General features: G+C 72.8%; 17 protein-coding genes and 1 pseudogene. 12 read left to right on the forward strand and 6 right to left on the reverse strand.

Translation table 11 applies throughout. The features are described from left to right. Positions 1-102 precede the first annotated feature (102 nt). The 4 genes and pseudogenes from V6U79_RS12435 to V6U79_RS12450 all read left to right on the forward strand — a co-directional run bounded on the left by V6U79_RS12435 (position 103) and on the right by V6U79_RS12450 (position 3330). Complete coding sequence (locus V6U79_RS12435) at positions 103-1893, forward strand: 3-hydroxyacyl-CoA dehydrogenase family protein (RefSeq protein ID WP_334526488.1); 1791 nt, start codon at positions 103-105, stop codon at positions 1891-1893. A gap of 41 nt (positions 1894-1934) precedes the next feature. Then, a pseudogene (locus V6U79_RS12440) lies at positions 1935-2114 on the forward strand (sigma factor); the annotation flags it as partial. Between the two features lie 23 nt (positions 2115-2137). After that, positions 2138-2464 carry an Rv1322 family protein gene (locus V6U79_RS12445; RefSeq protein WP_334614744.1) on the forward strand — a complete coding sequence of 109 codons (327 nt, stop codon included), beginning with the start codon at positions 2138-2140 and terminating at the stop codon, positions 2462-2464. A 65-nt stretch (positions 2465-2529) separates the two neighbouring features. Continuing rightward, the gene (locus tag V6U79_RS12450) at positions 2530-3330 is read left to right on the forward strand and encodes an alpha/beta hydrolase (protein ID WP_334614745.1); all 801 of its coding nucleotides are present in this window, start codon (positions 2530-2532) and stop codon (positions 3328-3330) included. A 26-nt stretch (positions 3331-3356) separates the two neighbouring features. Here the strand turns inward: V6U79_RS12450 and V6U79_RS12455 are convergent, their stop codons facing one another. The 4 genes from V6U79_RS12455 to mce form a co-directional block, all read right to left on the reverse strand. Next, complete coding sequence (locus V6U79_RS12455) at positions 3357-5600, reverse strand: hypothetical protein (RefSeq protein WP_334614746.1); 2244 nt, start codon at positions 5598-5600, stop codon at positions 3357-3359. Between the two features lie 173 nt (positions 5601-5773). Beyond that, on the reverse strand, positions 5774-7036 hold the full coding sequence (locus tag V6U79_RS12460; RefSeq protein ID WP_334526499.1) for a coiled-coil domain-containing protein: 1263 nt from the start codon (positions 7034-7036) through the stop codon (positions 5774-5776). Positions 7037-7315: 279 nt separating this feature from the next. Beyond that, positions 7316-8671: a crotonyl-CoA carboxylase/reductase gene (gene ccrA / locus V6U79_RS12465; protein ID WP_334526591.1), complete on the reverse strand. Its 1356-nt coding sequence runs from the start codon at positions 8669-8671 to the stop codon at positions 7316-7318. Positions 8672-9051: 380 nt separating this feature from the next. Continuing rightward, positions 9052-9528 (reverse strand): methylmalonyl-CoA epimerase, encoded by a 477-nt coding sequence (gene mce / locus V6U79_RS12470; protein ID WP_334614747.1) that lies wholly within the window; start codon positions 9526-9528, stop codon positions 9052-9054. A 62-nt stretch (positions 9529-9590) separates the two neighbouring features. Here mce and V6U79_RS12475 point away from each other — a divergent pair, with 62 nt between their 5' ends. The 3 genes from V6U79_RS12475 to V6U79_RS12485 all read left to right on the forward strand — a co-directional run bounded on the left by V6U79_RS12475 (position 9591) and on the right by V6U79_RS12485 (position 12342). Next, positions 9591-10787, forward strand: a complete 1197-nt coding sequence (locus V6U79_RS12475; protein ID WP_334614748.1) for an acetyl-CoA C-acetyltransferase — start codon at positions 9591-9593, stop codon at positions 10785-10787. 58 nt (positions 10788-10845) lie between these two features. After that, positions 10846-11847, forward strand: coding sequence for a methylmalonyl Co-A mutase-associated GTPase MeaB (gene meaB, locus V6U79_RS12480; RefSeq protein WP_334526507.1), 1002 nt, complete (start codon positions 10846-10848; stop codon positions 11845-11847). Between the two features lie 84 nt (positions 11848-11931). Beyond that, a complete protein-coding gene (locus V6U79_RS12485; protein WP_334526509.1) occupies positions 11932-12342 on the forward strand; it encodes an Asp23/Gls24 family envelope stress response protein in 411 nt (136 codons plus the stop codon). 59 nt (positions 12343-12401) lie between these two features. On the opposite strand, the gene V6U79_RS12490 is transcribed toward V6U79_RS12485, so the two are convergent. Then, positions 12402-13022 carry a TetR family transcriptional regulator C-terminal domain-containing protein gene (locus tag V6U79_RS12490; protein ID WP_334526513.1) on the reverse strand — a complete coding sequence of 207 codons (621 nt, stop codon included), beginning with the start codon at positions 13020-13022 and terminating at the stop codon, positions 12402-12404. 107 nt (positions 13023-13129) lie between these two features. On the opposite strand from V6U79_RS12490, the gene V6U79_RS12495 reads away from it, so the two are divergent. The 5 genes from V6U79_RS12495 (at position 13130) to V6U79_RS12515 (ending at position 18438) form a co-directional block, all read left to right on the forward strand. Beyond that, positions 13130-13846, forward strand: coding sequence for an SDR family NAD(P)-dependent oxidoreductase (locus V6U79_RS12495; protein WP_334526516.1), 717 nt, complete (start codon positions 13130-13132; stop codon positions 13844-13846). Positions 13847-13890: 44 nt separating this feature from the next. After that, positions 13891-14130, forward strand: coding sequence for a tautomerase family protein (locus tag V6U79_RS12500; protein WP_334614749.1), 240 nt, complete (start codon positions 13891-13893; stop codon positions 14128-14130). A gap of 118 nt (positions 14131-14248) precedes the next feature. Continuing rightward, positions 14249-15937, forward strand: a complete 1689-nt coding sequence (gene icmA, locus V6U79_RS12505; RefSeq protein ID WP_334526522.1) for a coenzyme B12-dependent isobutyryl-CoA mutase large subunit — start codon at positions 14249-14251, stop codon at positions 15935-15937. A gap of 200 nt (positions 15938-16137) precedes the next feature. Further along, positions 16138-17061: a tetratricopeptide repeat protein gene (locus tag V6U79_RS12510; protein ID WP_334526524.1), complete on the forward strand. Its 924-nt coding sequence runs from the start codon at positions 16138-16140 to the stop codon at positions 17059-17061. Positions 17062-17127: 66 nt separating this feature from the next. Next, positions 17128-18438: an arginase family protein gene (locus tag V6U79_RS12515; RefSeq protein WP_334614750.1), complete on the forward strand. Its 1311-nt coding sequence runs from the start codon at positions 17128-17130 to the stop codon at positions 18436-18438. 192 nt (positions 18439-18630) lie between these two features. Here the strand turns inward: V6U79_RS12515 and V6U79_RS12520 are convergent, their stop codons facing one another. After that, on the reverse strand, positions 18631-20592 hold the full coding sequence (locus V6U79_RS12520; protein WP_334614751.1) for a penicillin-binding transpeptidase domain-containing protein: 1962 nt from the start codon (positions 20590-20592) through the stop codon (positions 18631-18633). Positions 20593-20836: the final 244 nt, after the last annotated feature.

Here is a 20836-nt window from a genome sequence, read left to right on the forward strand (position 1 = left end):
TATCCCACGGCGTCTCGACAACCCGACGTCACGTGGCAGACTCCGGCGCATAACCTTAGCGGCCGTTCAAGTCGGCTGCGGAGCGAACAGGGGAGGCCGGTCGTGGCGCGCGAGTTCACCAGTGTGGGTGTGGTGGGTCTGGGCACCATGGGTGCCGGCATCGTCGAGGTCTTCGCCCGCAACGGCATCGACGTCGTCGCGGTGGAGATCTCCGAGGCGGCCGTGGAGCGCGGCCGGGTCACCCTGACCGGCTCGACCGACCGGGCGGTCGCCAAGGGCAAGCTCGCCGAGGCCGACCGGGACGCCCTGCTCTCCCGGGTCGACTTCCAGGTCGGGCTGGACGCCCTGCACTCGGTGGACCTGGTGATCGAGGCCGTCCCCGAGCACCTCGACCTGAAGCAGCGGATCTTCGCCGAGCTGGACCGGGTCTGCAAGCCCGAGGCGATCCTGGCCACCAACACCTCCTCGCTCAGCGTCACCGAGATCTCCGTCGCCACCACCCGGCCCAACCAGGTCATCGGCATCCACTTCTTCAACCCGGCCCCGGTCATGAAGCTGGTCGAGGTGGTCCGCACGGTGGTCACCTCCGCCGACGTGGTCGCCGACGTGGAGGCGCTCTGCGCACGGCTGGGCAAGGTCGACGTCACCATCAACGACCGGGCCGGCTTCATCGCCAACGCGCTGCTCTTCGGCTACCTCAACCACGCCGTCAGCATGTTCGAGGGCCGGTACGCCACCCGCGAGGACATCGACGCCGCGATGAAGCTCGGCTGCGGCCTGCCGATGGGCCCGCTCGCCCTGATGGACCTGATCGGCCTCGACACCGCGTACGAGATCCTGGACACCATGTACCGGCGCGGCGGCCGGGACCGCCGGCACGCCCCGGTGCCGCTGATCAAGCAGATGGTCACCGCGGGTCTGCTCGGCCGCAAGTCCGGCCGGGGCTTCTACACCTACGAGCGGCCCGGCTCCCCGGTGGTCGTACCCGACGAGCAGACGCCCGTGGCGGCGGAGTCGGCGCTCGCCGACGGCGCCCGCGCGATCGCGAAGGTCGGCGTGGTGGGATCCGGGACGATGGCGACCGGCATCATCGAGGTCTTCGCCAAGGCCGGCTACGAGGTCGTCTCGGTGACCCGGGGCGCGGAGAAGTCCGCCAAGGTCTTCGAGGCGGTCAAGACCTCCCTCAACAAGGGCGTGGTCCGCGGCAAGCTCAGCGAGACCGATCGGGACGCGGCACTCGGCCGGATCAACTGGTCCGCCACGCTGGAGCACCTGGCCGACGTCGACCTGGTGGTCGAGGCGGTGGTCGAGGAGCTGAGCGTCAAGAAGGCCCTCTTCGCCAGCCTCGACGAGATCTGCAAGCCCGGTGTCGTGCTCGCCACCACCACCTCGTCGCTGCCGGTGATCGACGTGGCGATGGCGACCCAGCGGCCGGCCGACGTGGTGGGGCTGCACTTCTTCAACCCGGCGCCGATCATGCCGCTGGTCGAGGTGGTGCGGACCATCCGCACCTCGGCGGAGACCACCGCCACGGCCCGCGCGGTCTGCGCCGCGCTCGGCAAGACCGGCGTGGTCTGCGGTGACCGCTCCGGTTTCATCGTCAACGCGCTGCTCTTCCCGTACCTCAACGACGCGGTGAAGATGCTGGAGGCGAGCTACTCCACCGCCGACGACATCGACCACGCGATGAAGCTGGGCTGCGGCTACCCGATGGGGCCGTTCGAGCTGCTCGACGTGGTCGGGCTGGACGTGTCGCTGGCCATCCAGCGGGAGCTCTACCTGGAGCTGCGCGAGCCGGGCTTCGCGCCGGCGCCGCTGCTGGAGCACCTGGTGACCGCCGGCTACCTGGGCCGCAAGAGCGGCCGCGGCTTCCGCGACCACACCCGTCGCTGACTCCGGTCAACGCCGGACGCCGCTGACGGCGTCCTGAGGATGTGACCTTCGAGGAGTACGTCAGCAGTCGCGGGCCGGCGCTCGTCCGGCTGGCCCGGCTCCTGACGGGGGACGAGCACCGGGCCGAGGACCTCAGCCAGGACGTGCTGGCGCGTGCCTACGTGCACTGGCGCAGGATCGCCCGGGACGACCGGCCCGACGTCTACGTGCGCCGGATACTGGCGGTGACCGTAATCTGGGGGACGTGAGCCCCCGTCGCAACCGTCCCCGCCGCGAGGACACCGACCACCTGGACTCGACCCGGGTCCGCCAGGGCGTGGAGACGGTCCAGCAGTGGCGCGACGGCGAGTGGCAGGTACGCGGCATCGGCGGCGGAGCGTCCACCAAGACGTACCGCTGCCCCGGCTGCGACCAGGAGATCCGCCCCGGCGTGGCGCACCTGGTGGCCTGGCCGGCGGACGGCACCGGTGACCTCACCGACCGGCGGCACTGGCACAGCGGCTGCTGGCGGGCCCGGGACCGGCGGGGCCCGGCGATCCAGCGGGGCCGCAGCGCCCCGAGGTACGGCTGAGCGATCTGGGTCACCCTGTCACGCCCGGGTGGGCGGCGGCGGCGACTTCGCGCCAGACTTGAGCGGTGAGCACACCGATCCGCGCGTCGTCGATCCTGCCCGCCCGCCGGGAGGAGATCGAGCTGCACACCGCCGACGGCCTCCGCCTCGTCGGTGAGCTGGCCCGGCCGCTCGACCGCGAGCCCGTTGGCACGCTGGTCTGCCTTCATCCGCTGCCCACGCACGGCGGAATGATGGACAGCCACGTCTTCCGCAAGGCGGCCTGGCGGCTGCCGGCGCTGGCCGACCTGGCGGTGCTCCGGTTCAACACCCGGGGGACCAGCAGCGTCCGCGGCACCAGCGAGGGCGCCTTCGACAACGCGGTGGGGGAGCGCTTCGACGTCGCCGCCGCCATCGAGTACGCCGAGTTCCACGAGCTGCCGAACATCTGGCTGGTCGGCTGGTCGTTCGGCACCGACCTGACGTTGAAGTTCGGCTGCGACCCGGCGGTGTCCGGGGCGATCCTGCTCTCCCCGCCGCTGCGCTACTCCCAGCCGGGGGACCTCACCATCTGGACGGAGACCGGCAAGCCGCTCACCGCCCTGGTGCCCGAGTTCGACGACTACCTGCGGCCGGCCGAGGCCCGGGAGCGCTTCGCGGCGGTGCCGCACGCCGAGGTGGTCGGGGTCGACGGCGCCAAGCACCTCTGGGTGGGCGACGCCGAGACGGCGCTGAACGAGATCGTCCGGCGGGTCAACCCGGCGGTGCCGCTGCCGCTGCCGACGACCTGGGACGGCCCGATGGAGACCGGCGACGTCAGCGCGTACGCCGACCGTACGGTGGCCTCGTTCGCCGACACGCCGGTACCCGGACCGCAGCGGGACTGACCCGTCACCGTCGCGCGGGGCGCGGGTCAGTCGGACTCGACGGTGACCGTGCTCGGCTTGGCGCTGCGCTCGTCGGTGGTCGGCTTGGTGGGCCGCTTGCCGTTCTCCCCGGTGCTGGTGATCCTGGTCGGGGTGGCCTCCCGCCCACCGGCGCCGGGCACCGCCGCCACGATCGGCTCGCCGTCGACTCCGGCGCTGGCCGTGGCACCGTCCACCGTGGTCACCGACTCGGCGCCCGGCCGGGACTTCGCGCCCCCGCCGTCCGAGGCGGGCGTGAGAGCGGGCTTGGCGCCCTTCGCGGCGGACGTCACGGTCGACTTCGCGCCGTCGGCCGCGGGCGTCGTCCGGCCCGCGCCGGTGTCGGTGGCGGGCTTCCGGGCCGCCTTGCCCCCGTCCACCGCGACGGGCCTGCCACCGTCGGCAGCGACGGGCCTGCCACCGTCCACGGCGACCGGCTTGCTGCCGGCGGCCGGCTTGGCGCCGTTCCCCGAGGTCGGAAGCGGCCGGGCGCCGTCCCCCGCCGGGCCGGCCCCGTCCATCGACGGTACGGCCGCGGTGCCGGTGACCTTGCGGAGCTGGAGTTCGGTGATCTGCCGCTGAAGCTCGTCGAACTCCTGCCGCGCCTGCCAGGTCTCCTGGCGCAGGTCGGCGAGCTGCTGCTGGGCCTGGGCGATCTCCAGCATCACCTGGGCGAGCTGCTGGCGGCCCGCCGCCGCCTCCTGCTGGGTCGCGGCGAGGTGCTGCTGCGTGGTGGCCAGGTGCTGCTGGGTGGTGGCCGCGTACTCCTCGAACTGGCGGCGTGAGGCGGCGACGTGCTCGTCGGCCTTGCGGCGCTTGTCGGCGGACTCCGTCTCGGCCCGGCTGAGCAGCGTCGCAGCCTCCTCCTCGGCGCGCTGGCGCATGGTCAGCGCGTCCTCCTCGGCGGCCCGGCGGATGCCCGCGGCGCCCTGCTCGATCTCGTCGCGCCGGGCGGTCCACTCGCGTTCCAGCTGGTCGTGCCGGGTCTTGTGCTGCTTCTCCAGCTCCTCGGACCGGGTCCGGTGCTGCTTGTCCAGCTCGTCGCGGCGCTTGGCGAACTCCTGCTCGGCGGTGGCGCGACGCTGGGCCAGCTCCCGGTCGGCGGCCTCGCGCCGGCCGTTGACCTCCTGCTCCACCCCGGCCCGCCAGGCGCCGAGCTCCTGCTGTGTCTGCGCGCGGGCGTGCTGCACGTACGCCTCGGTCTCCGACCGCATCCGCTGCACGTACGACTCGGTCTCGGCGCGGTTGCGCCGGGCCGCCTCGGCGGCCTCGGTGGTCAGCCGGTGCGCCTCCTGCCGGGCTCGGCCCCGGGTGGACTTCGCGGCCTCCTCGGCGTCGTCGGTGATCCGCTTCGCCTCCTGGAGGGCCTTGGCGTGGGTGGCCCGGCCGGCCTCGGCCGCCGACTCGGTGAGCCGCTTGGCCTCCTGCTGGGCCTTGGCGTGCACCTCCTTTGCCGCCTCGCGCAGCTCGGTCGCCTCCTGCTGGGCCTTGGCCAACGCCTCCTTGGCCGTGTCGCGCAGCTTGGTGGACTCCTGCTGGGCGCGGGCGTGGATCTCCTTCGCCGTGTCGCGCAGCTGGGTGGCCTCCTGCTGGGCCTTGGCCAGCGCCTCCTGCGCGGCCTTGCGCAGCCGGGTGGACTCGTCCTGGGCGGTGGCGCGCAGCAGGGTGGACTCGTCCTGCGCGGCCTTGCGCAGCCGGGTGGACTCGTCCTGCGCCGTGGCGCGCAGCTTGGCGGCGTCCTCCTTGGCCGACCGCAGCGTGGCTTCCGCCTCGGCCTTGCGGGCGGCGGTGTGCCGCTCCTCTTCGGAGCGTCGGGCGGCCAGCGCGATCTCGAAGTCCTTCAGGGCCTTCGCGGCCTGCTCACGCGCCTCGTCGATGATGTGCTCGGCGGCGCCTCGACGAGCCTCGATCTCCTCGTGGGCGGCGGCCAGGATCGCGTCGGCCTGCTCCTCGGCGAGGCTGAGGATCTGTTCGACCCGGGGCCCGAGGTGTCGGAACGAGGCCCGGTCCACCGCGCCGACCTGCTTACGCACCTGGGCCAGATCCCGCTGGAGGTGCTCGACCTGGCCGGCCAGCTTGTGGATCTGCGTGTACGCCTGCTCCCGCTCGGCCGCCAGGGTCGCGATCTCGTGCTCCGCACGAGCGACGTAGCGGTCTACCTGTCGTTTCTCGTACCCCCGCAGAGCGGACTCGAAGCTGGGCTCCGTGGTCACGTCCCCGCCGAGAGCGAACAGTTCCTCGCCGTGCGACATGACCCCATCCTCACACGCATACCGCCCTGCTGGGGCGATACGGACGCCCCTGTTGGGAGCTACTTCACTCGCTTCGGACGACTCGGTGTCAAGGGGTGGGAAACGGTCACGGCGTGGGGCAACACCGGTCACCCGGTGTCACCCCACGCCGTTAGCCCCGACGCTGCGGTGGGTCAGCTGGTGGTCTCCGCGGTGGCCCGCTGCTCGGTGCCGGCCTTGGCCGGCTCCGGCTTGGCCGCCGCGGCGGCCGACTGGGCCGGCACACCCGGCACGATCCCGGCGAGACCGGAGAGCATCTGGCCGAGCTGCGAGGTGACGGCGTCCTTCTGGCGGGTCAGGTCCTCCACCTCGCGGCGAGCCGCCTGGGTGGTCAGGTCCGCCTCGGTGCGAGCCTCGTGGAGCAGCCGCTTCGCCTCGGCCTTCGCCTCGTTCAGCGTCTTGTCGGCCAGCGCCTTGGCCTTGTCGACCGTCTCGTTGGCGGTGCGCTCCGAGTCGACCCGGCGGGCCTCGGCGCGCTGCTCGATCTCCTTGGCCCGCTCCTGGGCGGCGCGGGCGCGCTGCTCGGCCTCGCCGACCAGCTTCTGGGTCTGCGCGACCTGGGCGGCGTGCCGCTCCGACTCCTCGCGCTCGGCCTTCTCACGGCGCTCGGCGAGCTGGAGCTCCAGGGCCTGGAGGTCCTTGTCGCGCTTGTCGCGGGCGTCGGTGAGCAGCTTGGTCGCCTCGGCGCGCTTCTCCTCGGCCTCGCGGGCCGCCTTCGCCCGCTGCTGGGTGATCTCCCGCTCGGCGGTGGCGCGGAGGGTGGCGACCTCACGCTCGACGGTGGACTTCAGCTCGGCCACCTCGTGCGCGGTGACCGTACGCAGCTGCTTGGTCTCCCGCTCGGCGTCGGCACGGAGCGTGTCGGCCTCGCGGCGGGCCTGCACCCGGACCTCGGCGGCCTCGCGCTCGGCGGCGGTACGGACGGTGCCGGCCTCCCGCTCGGCGGTGGCCTTCATCGCGGCCGCCTCGGCCCGCGCCTTGTCGGTGATCTCCCGAGCCTCGAGGCGGGCGGCGGAGAGGATGCCCTCCGACTCGCGCTTGGCCTCGTTGCGGTGGTCGTTGGCCTGCTCCTCGGCCAGCCGGAGGATCTGCTCGACGCGGGTGCCGAGACCGGAGAGGGTCGGCCGGCTGTTCTCCTCGAGCTGCTTGTTGGTGTCGGTGAGCTTCTGCTCGAGCGCGGTCTGCCGCTGCTCGGCCTGGCGGAGCCGACGCTGCGCGTCGTTCATCCGCTGCTCGGCCTCGGCCCGAGCCTGCTCGGACTGGGTCAGCGCGGCGGTCATCCGGCCGATGAAGTCGTCGACCTGGTGGGTGTTGTATCCGCGCAGGCCAACGGTGAAATCTGGCTGCGAGTTCGCGTTATCGAAGAACGCGAGAGGGGAGGACTGCTGCTGGGGCATTGGGACATACTCGCAGACCCCCCGGGGTCGTTCGCAAGAGCGGTCCCGAGCTTTCGTGTCCTCTTTACATGGTCAACTACAAGGCCGCAGGAGACCGGACCAAACGGCGATCTTGGCAGCTCCCGGGCGCACCCGGGGTCACGCAAGGTGAGCGTGAAAAGGGCCGCGGGACATGCCCGCGGCCCTTTGTCCCGCTCACTCGAATGGCGGTCCGGTGACCGGTGCGGAAAGGCAATGGCCGCCTCGCCGCAATGGGTGAGCCGCCCTCACCCGGACGGCTCAGCGGCCGCGGAACCGGTTGATCGCGCTCTCGTGCCGGGACCGCATCTCGGTGTTCCGGACCCCCAGCCCGTCGGTGGGGGCGAGGCAGCGGACACCGACCTTGCCCTGGTGGGCGTTGCGGTGCACCTCGTACGCCGCCTGGCCGGTCTGCTCCAACGGGTAGGTCTTCGACACCGTCGGGTGGATCTGGCCGAGCGCGACGAGACGGTTGGCCTGCCACGCCTCGTGGTAGTTGGCGAAGTGGCTGCCGACGATCCGCTTGAGGTGCATCCACAGGTAACGGTTGTCGTACTGGTGCAGGAAGCCGCTGGTGGAGGCGCAGGTGACGATGGTGCCACCCTTCTTGGCCACGTAGACGCTGGCGCCGAAGGTCTCCCGGCCCGGGTGCTCGAAGACGATGTCCGGGTCCTCGCCGCCGGTCAGCTCGCGGATCCGCTCGCCGAAGCGGCGCCACTCGTCCTGGTCCTGGGTCTGCTCGTCGGACCAGAACCGGAAGCCCTCCGCGGTGCGGTCGATCACCAGCTCGGCACCCATCGACCGGCACAGCTCGGCCTTCTCCGGCGAGGAGACCACGCAGACCGGGATCGCGCCGCCGTTGAGCGCCATCTGGGTGGCGTACCCGCCGAGGCCGCCGGAGGCGCCCCAGATCAGCACCACGTCACCCTGCTTCATGTTGGCCCCGTGGTGCGAGACCAGCTGCCGGTACGCGGTGGAGTTGACCAGCCCCGGGCTGGCCGCCTCCTCCCAGCTGAGGTGACGCGGCTTCGGCATCAGCTGGTTGGCCTTGACCACGGCCAGTTCGGCGAGCCCGCCGAAGTTGGTCTCGAAGCCCCAGATCCGCTGCTGCGGGTCGAGCATGGTGTCGTCGTGGCCGGCCGCGTCCTCCAGCTCCACCGACAGGCAGTGCGCGACCACCTCGTCGCCGGCCTTCCACTTCGTCACGCCCGGGCCGGTACGCAGCACCACGCCGGCGGCGTCCGAACCCACCACGTGGTACGGCAGGTCGTGCCGGCGGGTCAGCTCGGAGAGCCGGCCGTAGCGCTGGAGGAACTTGAAGGTCGGCAGCGGCTCGAAGATGCTGGTCCAGACCGTGTTGTAGTTGATCGCGCTGGCCATCACCGCGACCAGGGCCTCGCCCGGACCGAGTTCGGGGGTGGGCACCTCCTGCAGGTGCAGCGCCTTGCGCGGGTCCTTGTCCCGGGTGGCCATCCCGTCGAACATCCGGGTCTCGTCGGCGCGGACCACCATGCCCCGGTAGCTCTCGGGTACGGGCAGTCCGGCAATGCGGGCCAGCTCGCGCTCCGGCTGGTCGGAGCCTTCTGCTGCCATGATCGCTTCGAGGATGTCCTGCACGGTGACCTCCCGTTCGTCCGCACCCACGCCGGGGGCAGGGGGTGCTGCCATCGTCGGCGCCGGTGCGACCGACCGCCATGTCGGCAATCGACACATCCGGCACCGGTCGCGCTCCTTGTGGGCCGGGACGTTACTGAACGGTAGCTAGGGTCGGAAGTCCTCTGTGAAAAACTGCATTGGCCGATGCGTGGAGCTGTCCGTGGGACACGCCTACCGCGCACCGCCGCGCTCCGTCCCGTCTCCTGGGACGGTCACGTCGTCGCCTTCGCCGCCGGCCGTCAGCGCGGCTCCGGTTCGCGGCGTGTCGGGGTGTCCGGCGACAGGGACAGTCCGACACGCCGCAAACGGCGGCACCGGGCCGGGGCGGGCGGGCGCGGTGGTCAGTGGGCGTCGGCGGCCGGCTCGACCAGCTCGACCAGGACGCCGCCGGCGTCCTTCGGGTGCACGAAGTTGATCCGGGAGTTCGCGGTGCCCCGCCTGGGCTCCGCGTAGAGCAGTCGCACGCCCCGCTCGCGCAGCGCCGCGCAGGCCGCGTCGATGTCGGCGACCGTGTACGCCACCTGCTGCACGCCCGGGCCGTTGCGGTCCAGGAACTTCGCGATGGTCGACTCCGGGGTCAGCGGGGCGAGCAGTTGCACGCAGCCGCCCTCGGTGGTCGGGCCGACGGCCAGCATCGCCTCGCGTACGCCCTGCTCGGTGTTGGTCTCGACGTGCACGCAGCGCATGCCGAAGGTGCGCTGGTAGAAGTCGATCGCGGCGTCCAGGTCGGCCACCGCGACGCCGACGTGGTCGATGCGGCGCAGCCCGACGTCTGTGACAAAGTCGGCAGCGGTCTCGACGGGGGAGTTCTCAGCCATGGCGCTAGTCTGACCGAACAATCGTTAAGGCGTACAGGTCGGCACCCCCTCGGAGGCAGGCAATGGCTTCGGTGATCGTCAGCGGCGCGCGGACCCCGATGGGGCGCCTGCTCGGCAACCTCAAGGATCTCCCGGCGACGAAGCTCGGCGGCGTCGCGATCAAGGCCGCGCTGGAGCGCGCCGGCGTCGCCCCCGACCAGGTCCAGTACGTGATCATGGGTCAGGTGCTCCAGGCCGGCACCGGTCAGATCCCGGCCCGTCAGGCCGCCGTCGAGGCCGGCATCCCGATGTCCACCCCGGCGCTGACCATCAACAAGGTCTGCCTCTCCGGGCTGGACGCGATCGCCCTGGCCGACCAGCTGATCCGGGCCGGCGAGTTCGACATCGTGGTGGCCGGCGGCATGGAGTCGATGACCAACGCCCCGCACCTGCTCCTCGGCCAGCGCACCGGCTACAAGTACGGCGACGTCACCGTCAAGGACCACATGGCGCTGGACGGGCTGACCGACGCCTGGGACTGCTGCTCGATGGGGGAGTCCACCGAGCGGCACGGCGTGAAGCACGGCATCACCCGGCAGGAGCAGGACGCGTTCGCCGCGGCCAGCCACCAGCGGGCCGCCGCCGCGCAGAAGAACGGCCACTTCGCCGACGAGATCACCCCGGTGGTCATCCCGCAGCGCAAGGGCGAGCCGCTGGTGATCAGCGAGGACGAGGGCATCCGCCCGGACACCACCGTCGAGTCGCTCGGCAAGCTCCGCCCGGCCTTCGCCAAGGACGGCACCATCACCGCCGGCAGCTCCTCGCCGATCTCCGACGGCGCCGCCGCCGTGGTCGTGATGAGCAAGGCCAAGGCCAAGGAGCTGGGGCTGACCTGGCTCGCCGAGATCGGCGCGCACGGCAACGTCGCGGGTCCGGACAACTCCCTGCACTCGCAGCCGTCGAACGCGATCAACCACGCCCTGAAGAAGGGCGGCCTGGGCATCGACGACCTCGACCTGATCGAGATCAACGAGGCGTTCGCCGCGGTCGGCATCCAGTCCACCCGCGACCTCGGCATCAGCCTCGACAAGGTCAACGTCAACGGCGGCGCGATCGCGCTGGGCCACCCGATCGGCATGTCCGGCGCCCGGCTGGTGCTGACCCTCGCGCTGGAGCTGAAGCGGCGGGGCGGTGGCACCGGGGCGGCGGCCCTCTGCGGCGGTGGCGGCCAGGGCGACGCACTGATCATCCACGTCCCGGCAGGCGGTGAGACCGCGTAGTGAGCGCGAGGAGTGAGCCGGGTCTGCGAGCCCCGCAGTCGCGAACGAAGGCGGCACAGTGAGCGAGGCTGTCGACGTCCCGGCCGCGTCCGCCGTACCGGTGCGGCGCAGTCGGGACGTACCCCTGCTGGTGGAGCGGGCCCGCGCGGGTGACCCCCGCGCGGTGGCCCGCCTGATCACCCTGGTCGAGTCCGGCGACGAGGTGCTGCCGCAGGTGGCGGCGGCGCTCGCGCCGTACGCCGGCCAGGCGCAGGTGGTGGGCCTGACCGGTTCCCCGGGTGTCGGCAAGTCCACCACCACCAACGAGCTGGTCCGGGCGCTGCGGGCGCGCGGACACCGGGTCGGGGTGCTGGCCATCGACCCGTCCAGCCCGTTCACCGGCGGGGCGATCCTCGGCGACCGGGTCCGGATGCAGGACCACGCCACCGACCCGGGCGTCTACATCCGTTCCATGTCCAGCCGGGGCCACCTCGGCGGCCTCTCCGCGGCGACGCCGCAGGCGGTCCGGGTGCTGGAGGGCGCCGGCTGCGACGTGGTGCTGGTGGAGACCGTGGGCGTCGGTCAGGCCGAGGTGGAGGTCGCCTCCCTGGCCGACACCACCCTGGTGCTGCTCGCGCCCGGCATGGGGGACGCGATCCAGGCGGTCAAGGCCGGCATCCTGGAGATCGCCGACGTCTTCGTGGTCAACAAGGCCGACCGGGACGGCGCCGACGCCACGGTCCGCGACATCCAGGGCATGATCGCCCTGGGGGAGCGCGGGCCGGGGGAGTGGCGCCCGCAGGTGGTCCGTTCGATCGCCGCGCGGGGCGAGGGGATCGACGAGATCGCCGCCGCGATCGACAAGCACCGCGGCTGGCTGGAGCAGCACGGCGAGCTGCGCCGCCGCCGGGAGGCGCGGGCCGCCGCCGAGATCGAGGCGATCGCGCTCGGCGTCCTCCGCGCCCGGATCGGTTCACTGCGCGACGGTACGGAGCTCCCGACGCTCGCCGCGAAGGTGGCCGAGGGCGGCACCGACCCGTACGCCGCCGCGGACGAGCTGCTCGCCCAGCTCCGCTCCTGACCGTTCCACTGCGGACGGTCCCCGACTAGTACGCTCGCACCGCCCCACGACGCGTGGGGCGGTGCGAGCCGTGGTGGGGAGAGCATGGACGAGGCGACGCAGGAGCTGTCGGTGACGCCGGACGCGGTGGCGGGCGGGACGACGCAGGTCTCCGACGAGGTGGTCGAGAAGATCGCGGTGGCCGCCGCGAAGTCCGTACCCGGCGTGGCCGAGCTGGGCGGCGACGTGGCCCGCTTCTTCAACGCGGTGCTCGACAAGGTGGGCCTGGACCAGGTCGGCGACGCCCGGCGGGGCTGCTCCGCGCACGTCACGGACGGCGCCGCGGTGGTCAACCTGGTGCTGGTGATCGAGGCCGGTCACCCGGTGCCGCAGGTGACCGACGGGGTGCGGGCCGCGGTGACGGCGGCGGTCGAGGGTTACGGGCTGCGCGCCGACGAGATCAACATCCGGGTCGACGACGTGGCCCTGGGCGGTCCGCCGCTGCCGCCGGCCTGAGACGACCCGCGGGGGCCGGTGCGGAACGCCGAAACGGCCGGTCCGCGAACGGGCGCCGCTCAGGTGAGCGTGGCCCGGATCTGTGGCGGCACCTGGAGCAGGTCCAGGCTGTTGCGCCACAGCGTCTCGAGCTGGGCCGGGTCGTTGAGCAGCTTCGCCAGCAGCGCGCGTCCCTCGATCTGGGCGACCATGGACCGCGCGGCTTCGCGGGTGTCGACCGACGGGCCGGCCAGCCCCCGCTCCTTCGCCTCGACGATCACCTGCTCGATGAGGTCGATCTGGGCCTCGAAGATCTCCTGGAGCCGGCTGCGGATCTCCTCGGCCTGGTTGCTCAGCTCCAGCGCGAGGTTGCCGAAGAGGCAGCCGGCGACCAGGCCGGCCTCGCGCTGCCCGGCGCGCTGCACCTCCTCGGTCGCCTCGAACAGGTCCCGTAGCCGCCGCAGCGGGTCGCGGTCGTCGCCGAGCAGCTCGACCCACCGCCGGCGCTGGTTCGCCCAGTGTTCGTCGATGACGGTGAGCGCGAGCGCCTGCTTGGACTCGAAGAAGTAGTAGAAGCTGCCCTTCGGCACGCCCGCCGTGGCGCAGATCTCCGCCACGCCCAGCGCCGAATATCCGCGCCGCTCCAGCAGCGTCGCGGCCGCTTCCAGGATCTTGTTCCGCGCGTCACTCGTCCGGCCCATGCCTTGGACGATACACGACCGGTCGGCTAGTTTTTTGTCGACCAGTCGTCTACTGGCCATCCAGGGCCGGGCCAACAGGGTCTTCGCCCGTCAGGAAGGGACACCTCATGACCACCAGTCAGGGACAGAAGGTCGCCGTGATCAGCGGCGCGTCCCAGGGCATCGGCGCCGGCCTCGTCCAGGCCTACCGCAAGCTCGGGTACGGCGTCGTGGCGACCTCGCGCTCGATCGGCGACGCCCACGACCCGGAGATCGTCACCGTCCGGGGCGACATCGCCGACGCCGCCACGGCGCAGCGGGTGGTCGGCGCGGCCCTCGAGCGCTTCGGCCGCATCGACACCCTGGTCAACAACGCCGGCATCTTCGTCGCCAAGCCGTTCACCGACTACACCGACGAGGACTTCGACCAGGTCACCGGGATCAACCTGGCCGGTTTCTTCCACCTCACCCAGCGCGCCCTGCCGCACCTGCTGGCCTCCGGCGCCGGGCACATCGTCACCATCACGACCAGCCTGGTGGACCAGCCCAACCGCAACGTCCCCTCGGTGCTCGCGTCGTTGACCAAGGGTGGCCTCAACTCCGCGACCAAGTCCCTGGCCATCGAGTACGCCAGCCGCGGGCTCCGGGTCAACGCCGTCTCGCCCGGCGTCATCAAGACCCCGATGCACCCGGTGGAGACCCACGCGGCGCTCGCCGGCCTGCACCCGGTCGGCCGAATGGGCGAGACCAGCGACATCGTCGACGCCGTCGTCTACCTCGAGTCCGCGCCCTTCGTCACCGGCGAGATCCTGCACGTCGACGGCGGCCAGAACGCCGGTCACTGACCCGCGACCCCTACCGACCCGCAACCCCTGAAAGGACCAGTGCGATGCCGATCGTCACCATCCAGATCACCCGGGAGGGCAGCACGCCCGGTACCTCGGCGGCCACCGCCGAGGAGAAGGCGGCCCTCATCAAGGGGGTCAGCCAGCTGCTGCTCGACGTCCTGAACAAGCCGCTCTCCTCGACCTTCGTGGTGATCGACGAGGTCGACACCGAGAACTGGGGACGGGGCGGCCTGCCGGTGGAGGAGTTCCGCCGCCTGGAGGGACCGGCCGCGTCCCGGTAGCCGTCGAAGCGCGTACCGGCCGGTCACGTTACCGGCCGGTACGAACTTCCTTAGCGATCGTTCAGGCACCCGTTCTACACTCGGTCTTCAGTCGAGGACCCGAGGAGGAGCCCCGCGGATGAACGCCGACGAGATCGCAGCCGGACGGGCACGCTGGCAGGCCCGCTACGACGCCGCGCGCAAGCGGGACGCCGACTTCACCACGCTGTCCGGGATGACCGTCGACCCGGTGTACGGCCCACCGGAGGGCACCGCGTACCCGGGCTTCGAGCGGATCGGCTGGCCGGGCGAGTACCCGTACACCCGGGGTCTGCACCCGACCGGGTACCGCGGCCGGACCTGGACGATCCGACAGTTCGCCGGGTTCGGCAACGCCCAGCAGACCAACGAGCGCTACAAGATGATCCTCGGCGCCGGCGGCGGTGGACTCTCGGTCGCGTTCGACATGCCCACCCTGATGGGGCGCGACTCCGACGACCCGCAGGCGCTCGGCGAGGTCGGCCACTGCGGCGTGGCGATCGACACCGCCGCCGACATGGAGACGCTCTTCGACGGCATCGACCTGGCCGGCGTCACCACCTCGATGACCATCTCCGGCCCGGCCGTGCCGGTCTTCTGCATGTACCTGGTCGCCGCCGAGCGGCAGGGCGCCGACCTGTCCAAGCTGGACGGGACGCTCCAGACCGACATCTTCAAGGAGTACATCGCGCAGAAGGAGTGGCTCTTCGACCCCGAGCCGCACCTGCGCCTGATCGGCGACCTGATGGAGTACTGCGCCCGGGAGATCCCGCGCTACAAGCCGCTCTCGGTCTCCGGCTACCACATCCGCGAGGCCGGCTCGACCGCCGCGCAGGAGCTGGCGTACACCCTCGCCGACGGCTTCGGCTACGTCGAGCTGGGCCTGTCGCGCGGGCTGGACGTCAACGTCTTCGCCCCCGGGCTGAGCTTCTTCTTCGACTCGCACGTGGACTTCTTCGAGGAGATCGCCAAGTTCCGGGCCGCCCGCCGGATCTGGGCCCGTTGGCTGCGCGACGTCTACGGCGCCACCAGCGAGAAGGCCCTCTGGCTGCGGTTCCACACCCAGACCGCCGGGGTGTCGCTGACCGCGCAGCAGCCGGTCAACAACGTGGTGCGGACCGCCGTCGAGGCGCTCGCCGCGGTGCTCGGCGGGACCAACTCGCTGCACACCAACGCGCTGGACGAGACCCTGGCGCTGCCCACCGACGAGTCCGCCGAGATCGCCCTGCGTACCCAGCAGGTGCTGATGGAGGAGACCGGGGTGGTCAACGTGGCCGACCCGCTCGGCGGCTCCTGGTACGTCGAGGCGCTCACCGACAAGATCGAGGCCGAGGCGGAGGAGATCTTCGCCCGGATCCGGCAGCTCGGCGGCGAGGGCCCGCACCAGATCGGCCCGATGACCTCCGGCATCCTGCGCGGCATCGAGGACGGCTGGTTCACCGGCCACATCGCCGAGTCGGCCTTCGTCTACCAGCAGGCGCTGGAGAAGGGCGACAAGAAGATCGTCGGGGTCAACTGCCACACCGGCACCGTCGCCAAGGACCTGGAGATCCTGCGCATCTCGCACGAGGTGGAGCTGGAGCAGCGCCGGCTGCTGGCCGAGCGGAAGTCGACCCGCGACGACGCGGCCGTACGGGCCGCGGTCGCCCGGATGGTCGAGGTCAGCCGCACCACGGAGAACATGGTCCCGGCGATGCTCGACGCCGTCCGCGCCGAAGCGACCCTCGGCGAGATCTGCGACGCGCTCCGCGCCGAGTGGGGCACCTACCGCGAACCCGCCCGCTTCTGACCCCCGTCCACCCCACCCCGCCAGCTCTCGGCTCCGGCCCCTCGGACGCGGCATCCGCCGCTGCTGTCGGGGTCCCGACCGTGAGATCGCGGGGTGGGGTGGCGTGCGACGCGGCAGGGGGATGAGCAGGGGTGAGAGTTGCAACTGTCGCCGTCGCGGTTGATCTGAGTTCAGCGGGACACGTGCGAGACTAGGTAACCATGAGCGACCCACGGATCACCTCGTCGATCTTCACCCGCGGCGCGGTCGACCTCAGCGCGCTGCGCAGCACCGCACCGGCCCCCACCCGCCCCGCCACACCGACCCAGGCCGGCCCGCCCGCCGGTCTACCGGGCGGCCCCGCCGCAGGTGGCGGCGTCGCCGTGATCGACGTGACCGAGGCCACCTTCCAGTCCGAGGTCCTCGAACGTTCGCTGAGCACACCGGTGGTCGTGGACTTCTGGGCCGAGTGGTGCGAGCCCTGCAAGCAGCTCAGCCCGGTGCTCGAGCGGCTCGCCGCCGAGGGCGGCGGGGCCTGGGTGCTCGCCAAGGTCGACGTGGACGCCAACCCCCGCATCGCCCAGATGTTCCGGGTGCAGGGCATCCCGATGGTCTACGCGGTGGTCGGCGGGCAGCCGGTCGACGCCTTCTCCGGCGTGGTGCCGGAGGCCCAGCTGCGGCAGTGGATCCAGGCGGTACTCAAGGCCGGTGGCGTGAGCGTCGCCGAGCCGGAGGACCCGCGCCTCGACGAGGCCGACGACGCCCTGATGAGCGGCGACCTGGACGCCGCCGAGCGGGCGTACCGGAAGATCCTGGCCGACGCCCCCGCGGACGCCGCGGCCGAGGCCGGCCTGGCCCAGGTCGGGGTCGCCCGCCGGGTCGCCGGCGTCGACCCCCAGGCGGCGGTCGCCGCCGCGCAGGCCGCCCCCGACGACGTCGAGGCCCAGCTGCTCGCCGCCGACATCGAGGTGCTCAGCGGCCTGGCCGACCAGGCGTACGCCCGCCTGGTGGGCCTGGTCCGCCGGACCTCCGGCGACGACCGGGAAAAGGTACGCCAGCACCTGGTCTCGCTCTTCACCATCGCCGGCCCGGACGACCCCGCGGTCGCGTCGGCCCGACGGGCCCTGGCCAGCGCACTGTTCTGAGTTCCCAGTACGCCAGCGCGGGCCGGCGTTCCGGCCGGCCCGCCCGACCACCGAGGACGGGAGCCCATGATGCGCCGGATCGCCGTCCTCGACGCGCCGACGAACCTGGGTCTGCGACCACCCACGTCCACCTCCGTGCCCGGCTGCGCCAAGGCGCCCGGCGCGCTGCGTGACCAGGGGCTGCTCGCCCGGCTGCGGGCCCGCGACGCGGGCTGCCTCACCCCGCCCCGGTACGACCCGGGCGACTGGCGGCCCGGCGACGGCGTCTGCCACGCCCGGGAGATCTCCGGCTACTCGCTGACCCTCGCCGACCGGATCGGCGAGATCATCGACCGGGGCGAGTTCCCGCTGGTGCTCGGCGGGGACTGCTCGGTGCTGCTCGGCTCGGCGTTGGCCATGCACCGGCTGGGCGAGGCGGTCGGCGGGCGGATCGGGCTGGTCTTCGTCGACGGCCACTCCGACTTCCGGCACCCCGGCAACGCCTCCTACGTGGGCGCGGCGGCGGGGGAGGACCTCGCCCTGGTGACCGGGCGGGGACAGGCCGACCTGGCCGCCATCGAGGGACGACGGCCCTACTTCCGGGACATCGACGTGGTCGTGCTCGGCATCCGCGCGCAGGACGAGTACCGCCTCGACCTCCAGGCCGCCGGCATCACCACCCGGCCGGTGCCGGCGCTGCGCGCCGAGGGCGCCGCCCGGACCGCCCAGTGGGCGCACGAGCAGCTCGCCGACTGCGCCGGCTACTGGGTGCACATCGACGTGGACGTGCTCGACCCGGCCGTGATGCCGGCCGTCGACGCGCCCGACCCGGGCGGGATCGCCTTCGCCGAGCTGGAGATCCTGCTCGCCGGCCTGGTGGACACCCCGCACTGCCTCGGCGTCGAGCTGACCGTCTTCGACCCCGACTACGACCCGGACGGCTCGTACGCCGCCGAGATCGTCAACACCGTCGTGGCCGGGCTGGCCCCGGTCTCCGCACCGGGGGCGGTGCCGCCCCGGCTGCTGCCGTCGGCCCCGCCGCCGCAGCGCGTCCGCTCCGTCGGGCCGGGGCTCCTCGTCGGTGCGGCCACCCCGTCCGACAACGGCGCCGGCGCGGCCGACCGTTCGGGGCCGGGCTCGCCGTTGGCCGGCACCCCCGTGCCCGGCACGACGGTCGGGCCGACCGGGCCGGCGACGGGGGAGCCGATGCCGGGCCCGGGAGTCCTCGTGGCCGGGGACCTCGCGCCGGCGCCGGGGGAGACGCCGGTGCCGGCGGTCGCCGTCGAGCCGGTCGGACCGCCCGCCGCCGTCGGGCCCGGCCTGCTCCGCCGGGTGCCCCGCGCCGAGGAGGACGGGGCGTCGGAGGACGGCCCGTCGTCGTCCGCCGGCATCGCCTGACGGCTCCGCCTCCGGCCCTGCGGCCATCCGCGCGCTGCCGTGCGGCCACCCTGCCCGGGCCGGTCCCGACGGTGCCGCCCGCATGATCGACTCCGTTTGCGGCGGGTCGGGGTATCCCGGCGGGCGGACACCCCGACCCGCCGCAAACGGGGTGACCGGCAGTCGTTCGGCCGGCGGGTCTGGAGGGGCGGGTCAGCGGAGGGCGCGGAGGAAGCGCTCGGTGATCGGGACCGCGCTGTCGGTGCTCGACCCGCCCCGCTCGACGAAGACGGCGAACGCGACGTCGCCCTGCCAGCCCACGAACCAGGCGTGGGTGTTCTTCGGGTTGTTGTCGTACTCGGCGGTGCCGGTCTTGCCGTGCACCGGGCCGCCCGGCACGTCGGCGAGGGCCTTCGCGGTGCCGGCGGTGACCACCTCGCGCATCATCGCCCGCAGCGGCTCCACCGCCGCGGCCTTGAGCTGCGGGCCGGGCTCCGCCGGCTTGGTCGGGGCCGGGTCCGACACCAGCTTCGGCTGCTCCCAGCGGCCCCGGGCCACGGCGGCGGTGGCGCCGGCCATGGCCAGCGGGCTGACCACGGTGGTGCCCTGGCCGATGGCCGCGGCGGCCTGCTCGACCGGGGGGCCGTTGGCGGAGACCTTGCCGGTGAAGACCTCCGCACCGAGGTCCCAGCTGCCCTCCAGGCCGAGGGTACGGGCGGTCTGGGCGAGCCCGTCGGGGCCGAGCTGCGCCGCCAGCGAGGCGAAGGCGGTGTTGCAGGACTTGGCGAAGTCCGTCCGGAACGGCACCTTGCCGAGGACGAAGTCGTCGGAGTTCTTGAACTGGCGGCCCTCCACGGAGACGTTCTTCGGGCAGTCCACGATGGCGTCCGCGGTGACGGCGCCACGGTCCAGCAGGCCGAGGGCGCTCACCATCTTGAAGGTGGAGCCCGGGGGCACCTGTGCGGTGAACGCCAGGTTCTCCCCGGCCGCGCCCGGGCCGTTGGCCACGGCGAGCACCGCGCCGTCGCTGATCCGTACGGCGACCAGGGCGGAGCGCCGCTTCTCGCCGCGCAGGGCGGCGTCGGCCGCGTTCTGGGTGGCCACGTCCAGGGTGGTCCGCAGCGCCTGCCCGGGTTTCGGCTCGCGGCGGAACAGCTCCGTGCCGGTCGGCGCCAGCTTGCCGTCGGGGCCCGGACGCGTGGTGACGACGGTGAGGCCGGGGACGCCGCGCAGCCGGTCGTCGTAACGGCCCTGGAGACCGCCGTGGCCGACGAGATCACCCTGGACGTACCGGTCGGGGTGGGCGGCGAGGTCGTCGGCCCGGGCCGGGTCGACCGTGCCGAGCAGGGCCCGGGCGAACTCCCGGGTGGGGGCCAGGTCCAGCTTGTCGGTCGGGAACAGGGTGCCGGGCAGGTCGTGGATGCGCGAGCGGATCTGCCGGTACGCCTCGTCCCGCAGCGTCACCACTTCCACGAAGGCCTCCGGATCGGCCTCTTTGAGTCGTTTCGGCAGGTCGGAGAGGTCCACCGGAGGAGTGATCGGCGGCTTGACCGCCTTGAAGGCGGCGTCGAGCTGCTTCACCAGGGCGGGTACGTCGGTGACCTCCCGGGGGTGCAGCCCGACCCGGACCACCGGCCGGGGGGCCACGATCGGCTGGCCCGCCCCGTCCAGGACGCCGGCGCGGGGGCTCGCGTCGCGGCGCAGCGCCAACCGGTCGCCCTCGGTGAGCTGCTCGTGCACCAGTTGCGGCTCCCAGATCACCTGCCACTGGTCGCCGCCGGCGCGGCGCAGCCGCACCGGCCGGTCGTACGCCCAGGTGGTCTGGCCCGGCAACGCCCACTCCACCCGGATCTTCGCGGTGGCGATGTCCTTGGTGATCTCGGCCTCGCCGGAGCGGCGCAGCGTGGGCGGGGTGGCGGCCAGCTCCCCGGTAAGCGCCTTGAGCTCCTGGGCGACCTCGGTGGCCGGCACCCGGGCGCCGGTCGGGTCGATGAAGCCGACCGCGTTGAGGTCCCCGGAGCGCCAGCCGGTGAGGAAGGCGTCCACGCTGCCCTCCGGCCCCTCGCCGTCGGAGCAGCCGACCAGCCCGCCGGCCGTCAGCACGGTGGCGGTCAGCGCCGCGAGGACCCGCGGGAGGTGCGTACGGTGACGGCGGTATGGGTACGACAGGGGCATGGAGCCTTACCTCCGCGATCTCGGGTCCGCCCTGCACGCTAGTACGCCCGCGCCTGCGGCACTGTCCCGCAGGGCCGCACGCTGCGGCGAAGACGGAGCTGCGGGAGTGTGATGAACATCGCGAGTCCGGGTACTCCGCGACCGGCCGACCGTGGATCTGCAACGGGTGAAAGGACAAAGTCCCGAACCGGACGTCCGGCTGGTGGTCCGCCGACGAACGTGTCGAACGGCAGGGCCTAGGCTG

Source organism: Micromonospora psammae (genome assembly GCF_036902725.1).
Classification (GTDB): Bacteria; Actinomycetota; Actinomycetes; order Mycobacteriales; family Micromonosporaceae; genus Micromonospora.

Coding starts and splice junctions, on each gene's coding strand:
- V6U79_RS12455 (WP_334614746.1), bottom strand. CDS start 5,600: ATGTCGCACGGCGAGGAACTGTTCGCTCTCGGCGGGGACGTGACCACG.
- V6U79_RS12460 (WP_334526499.1), bottom strand. CDS start 7,036: ATGCCCCAGCAGCAGTCCTCCCCTCTCGCGTTCTTCGATAACGCGAAC.
- mce (WP_334614747.1), bottom strand. CDS start 9,528: ATGGCTGAGAACTCCCCCGTCGAGACCGCTGCCGACTTTGTCACAGAC.
- V6U79_RS12475 (WP_334614748.1), top strand. CDS start 9,591: ATGGCTTCGGTGATCGTCAGCGGCGCGCGGACCCCGATGGGGCGCCTG.
- V6U79_RS12485 (WP_334526509.1), top strand. CDS start 11,932: ATGGACGAGGCGACGCAGGAGCTGTCGGTGACGCCGGACGCGGTGGCG.
- V6U79_RS12490 (WP_334526513.1), bottom strand. CDS start 13,022: ATGGGCCGGACGAGTGACGCGCGGAACAAGATCCTGGAAGCGGCCGCG.
- V6U79_RS12495 (WP_334526516.1), top strand. CDS start 13,130: ATGACCACCAGTCAGGGACAGAAGGTCGCCGTGATCAGCGGCGCGTCC.
- V6U79_RS12500 (WP_334614749.1), top strand. CDS start 13,891: ATGCCGATCGTCACCATCCAGATCACCCGGGAGGGCAGCACGCCCGGT.
- icmA (WP_334526522.1), top strand. CDS start 14,249: ATGAACGCCGACGAGATCGCAGCCGGACGGGCACGCTGGCAGGCCCGC.
- V6U79_RS12510 (WP_334526524.1), top strand. CDS start 16,138: ATGAGCGACCCACGGATCACCTCGTCGATCTTCACCCGCGGCGCGGTC.
- V6U79_RS12515 (WP_334614750.1), top strand. CDS start 17,128: ATGATGCGCCGGATCGCCGTCCTCGACGCGCCGACGAACCTGGGTCTG.
- V6U79_RS12520 (WP_334614751.1), bottom strand. CDS start 20,592: ATGCCCCTGTCGTACCCATACCGCCGTCACCGTACGCACCTCCCGCGG.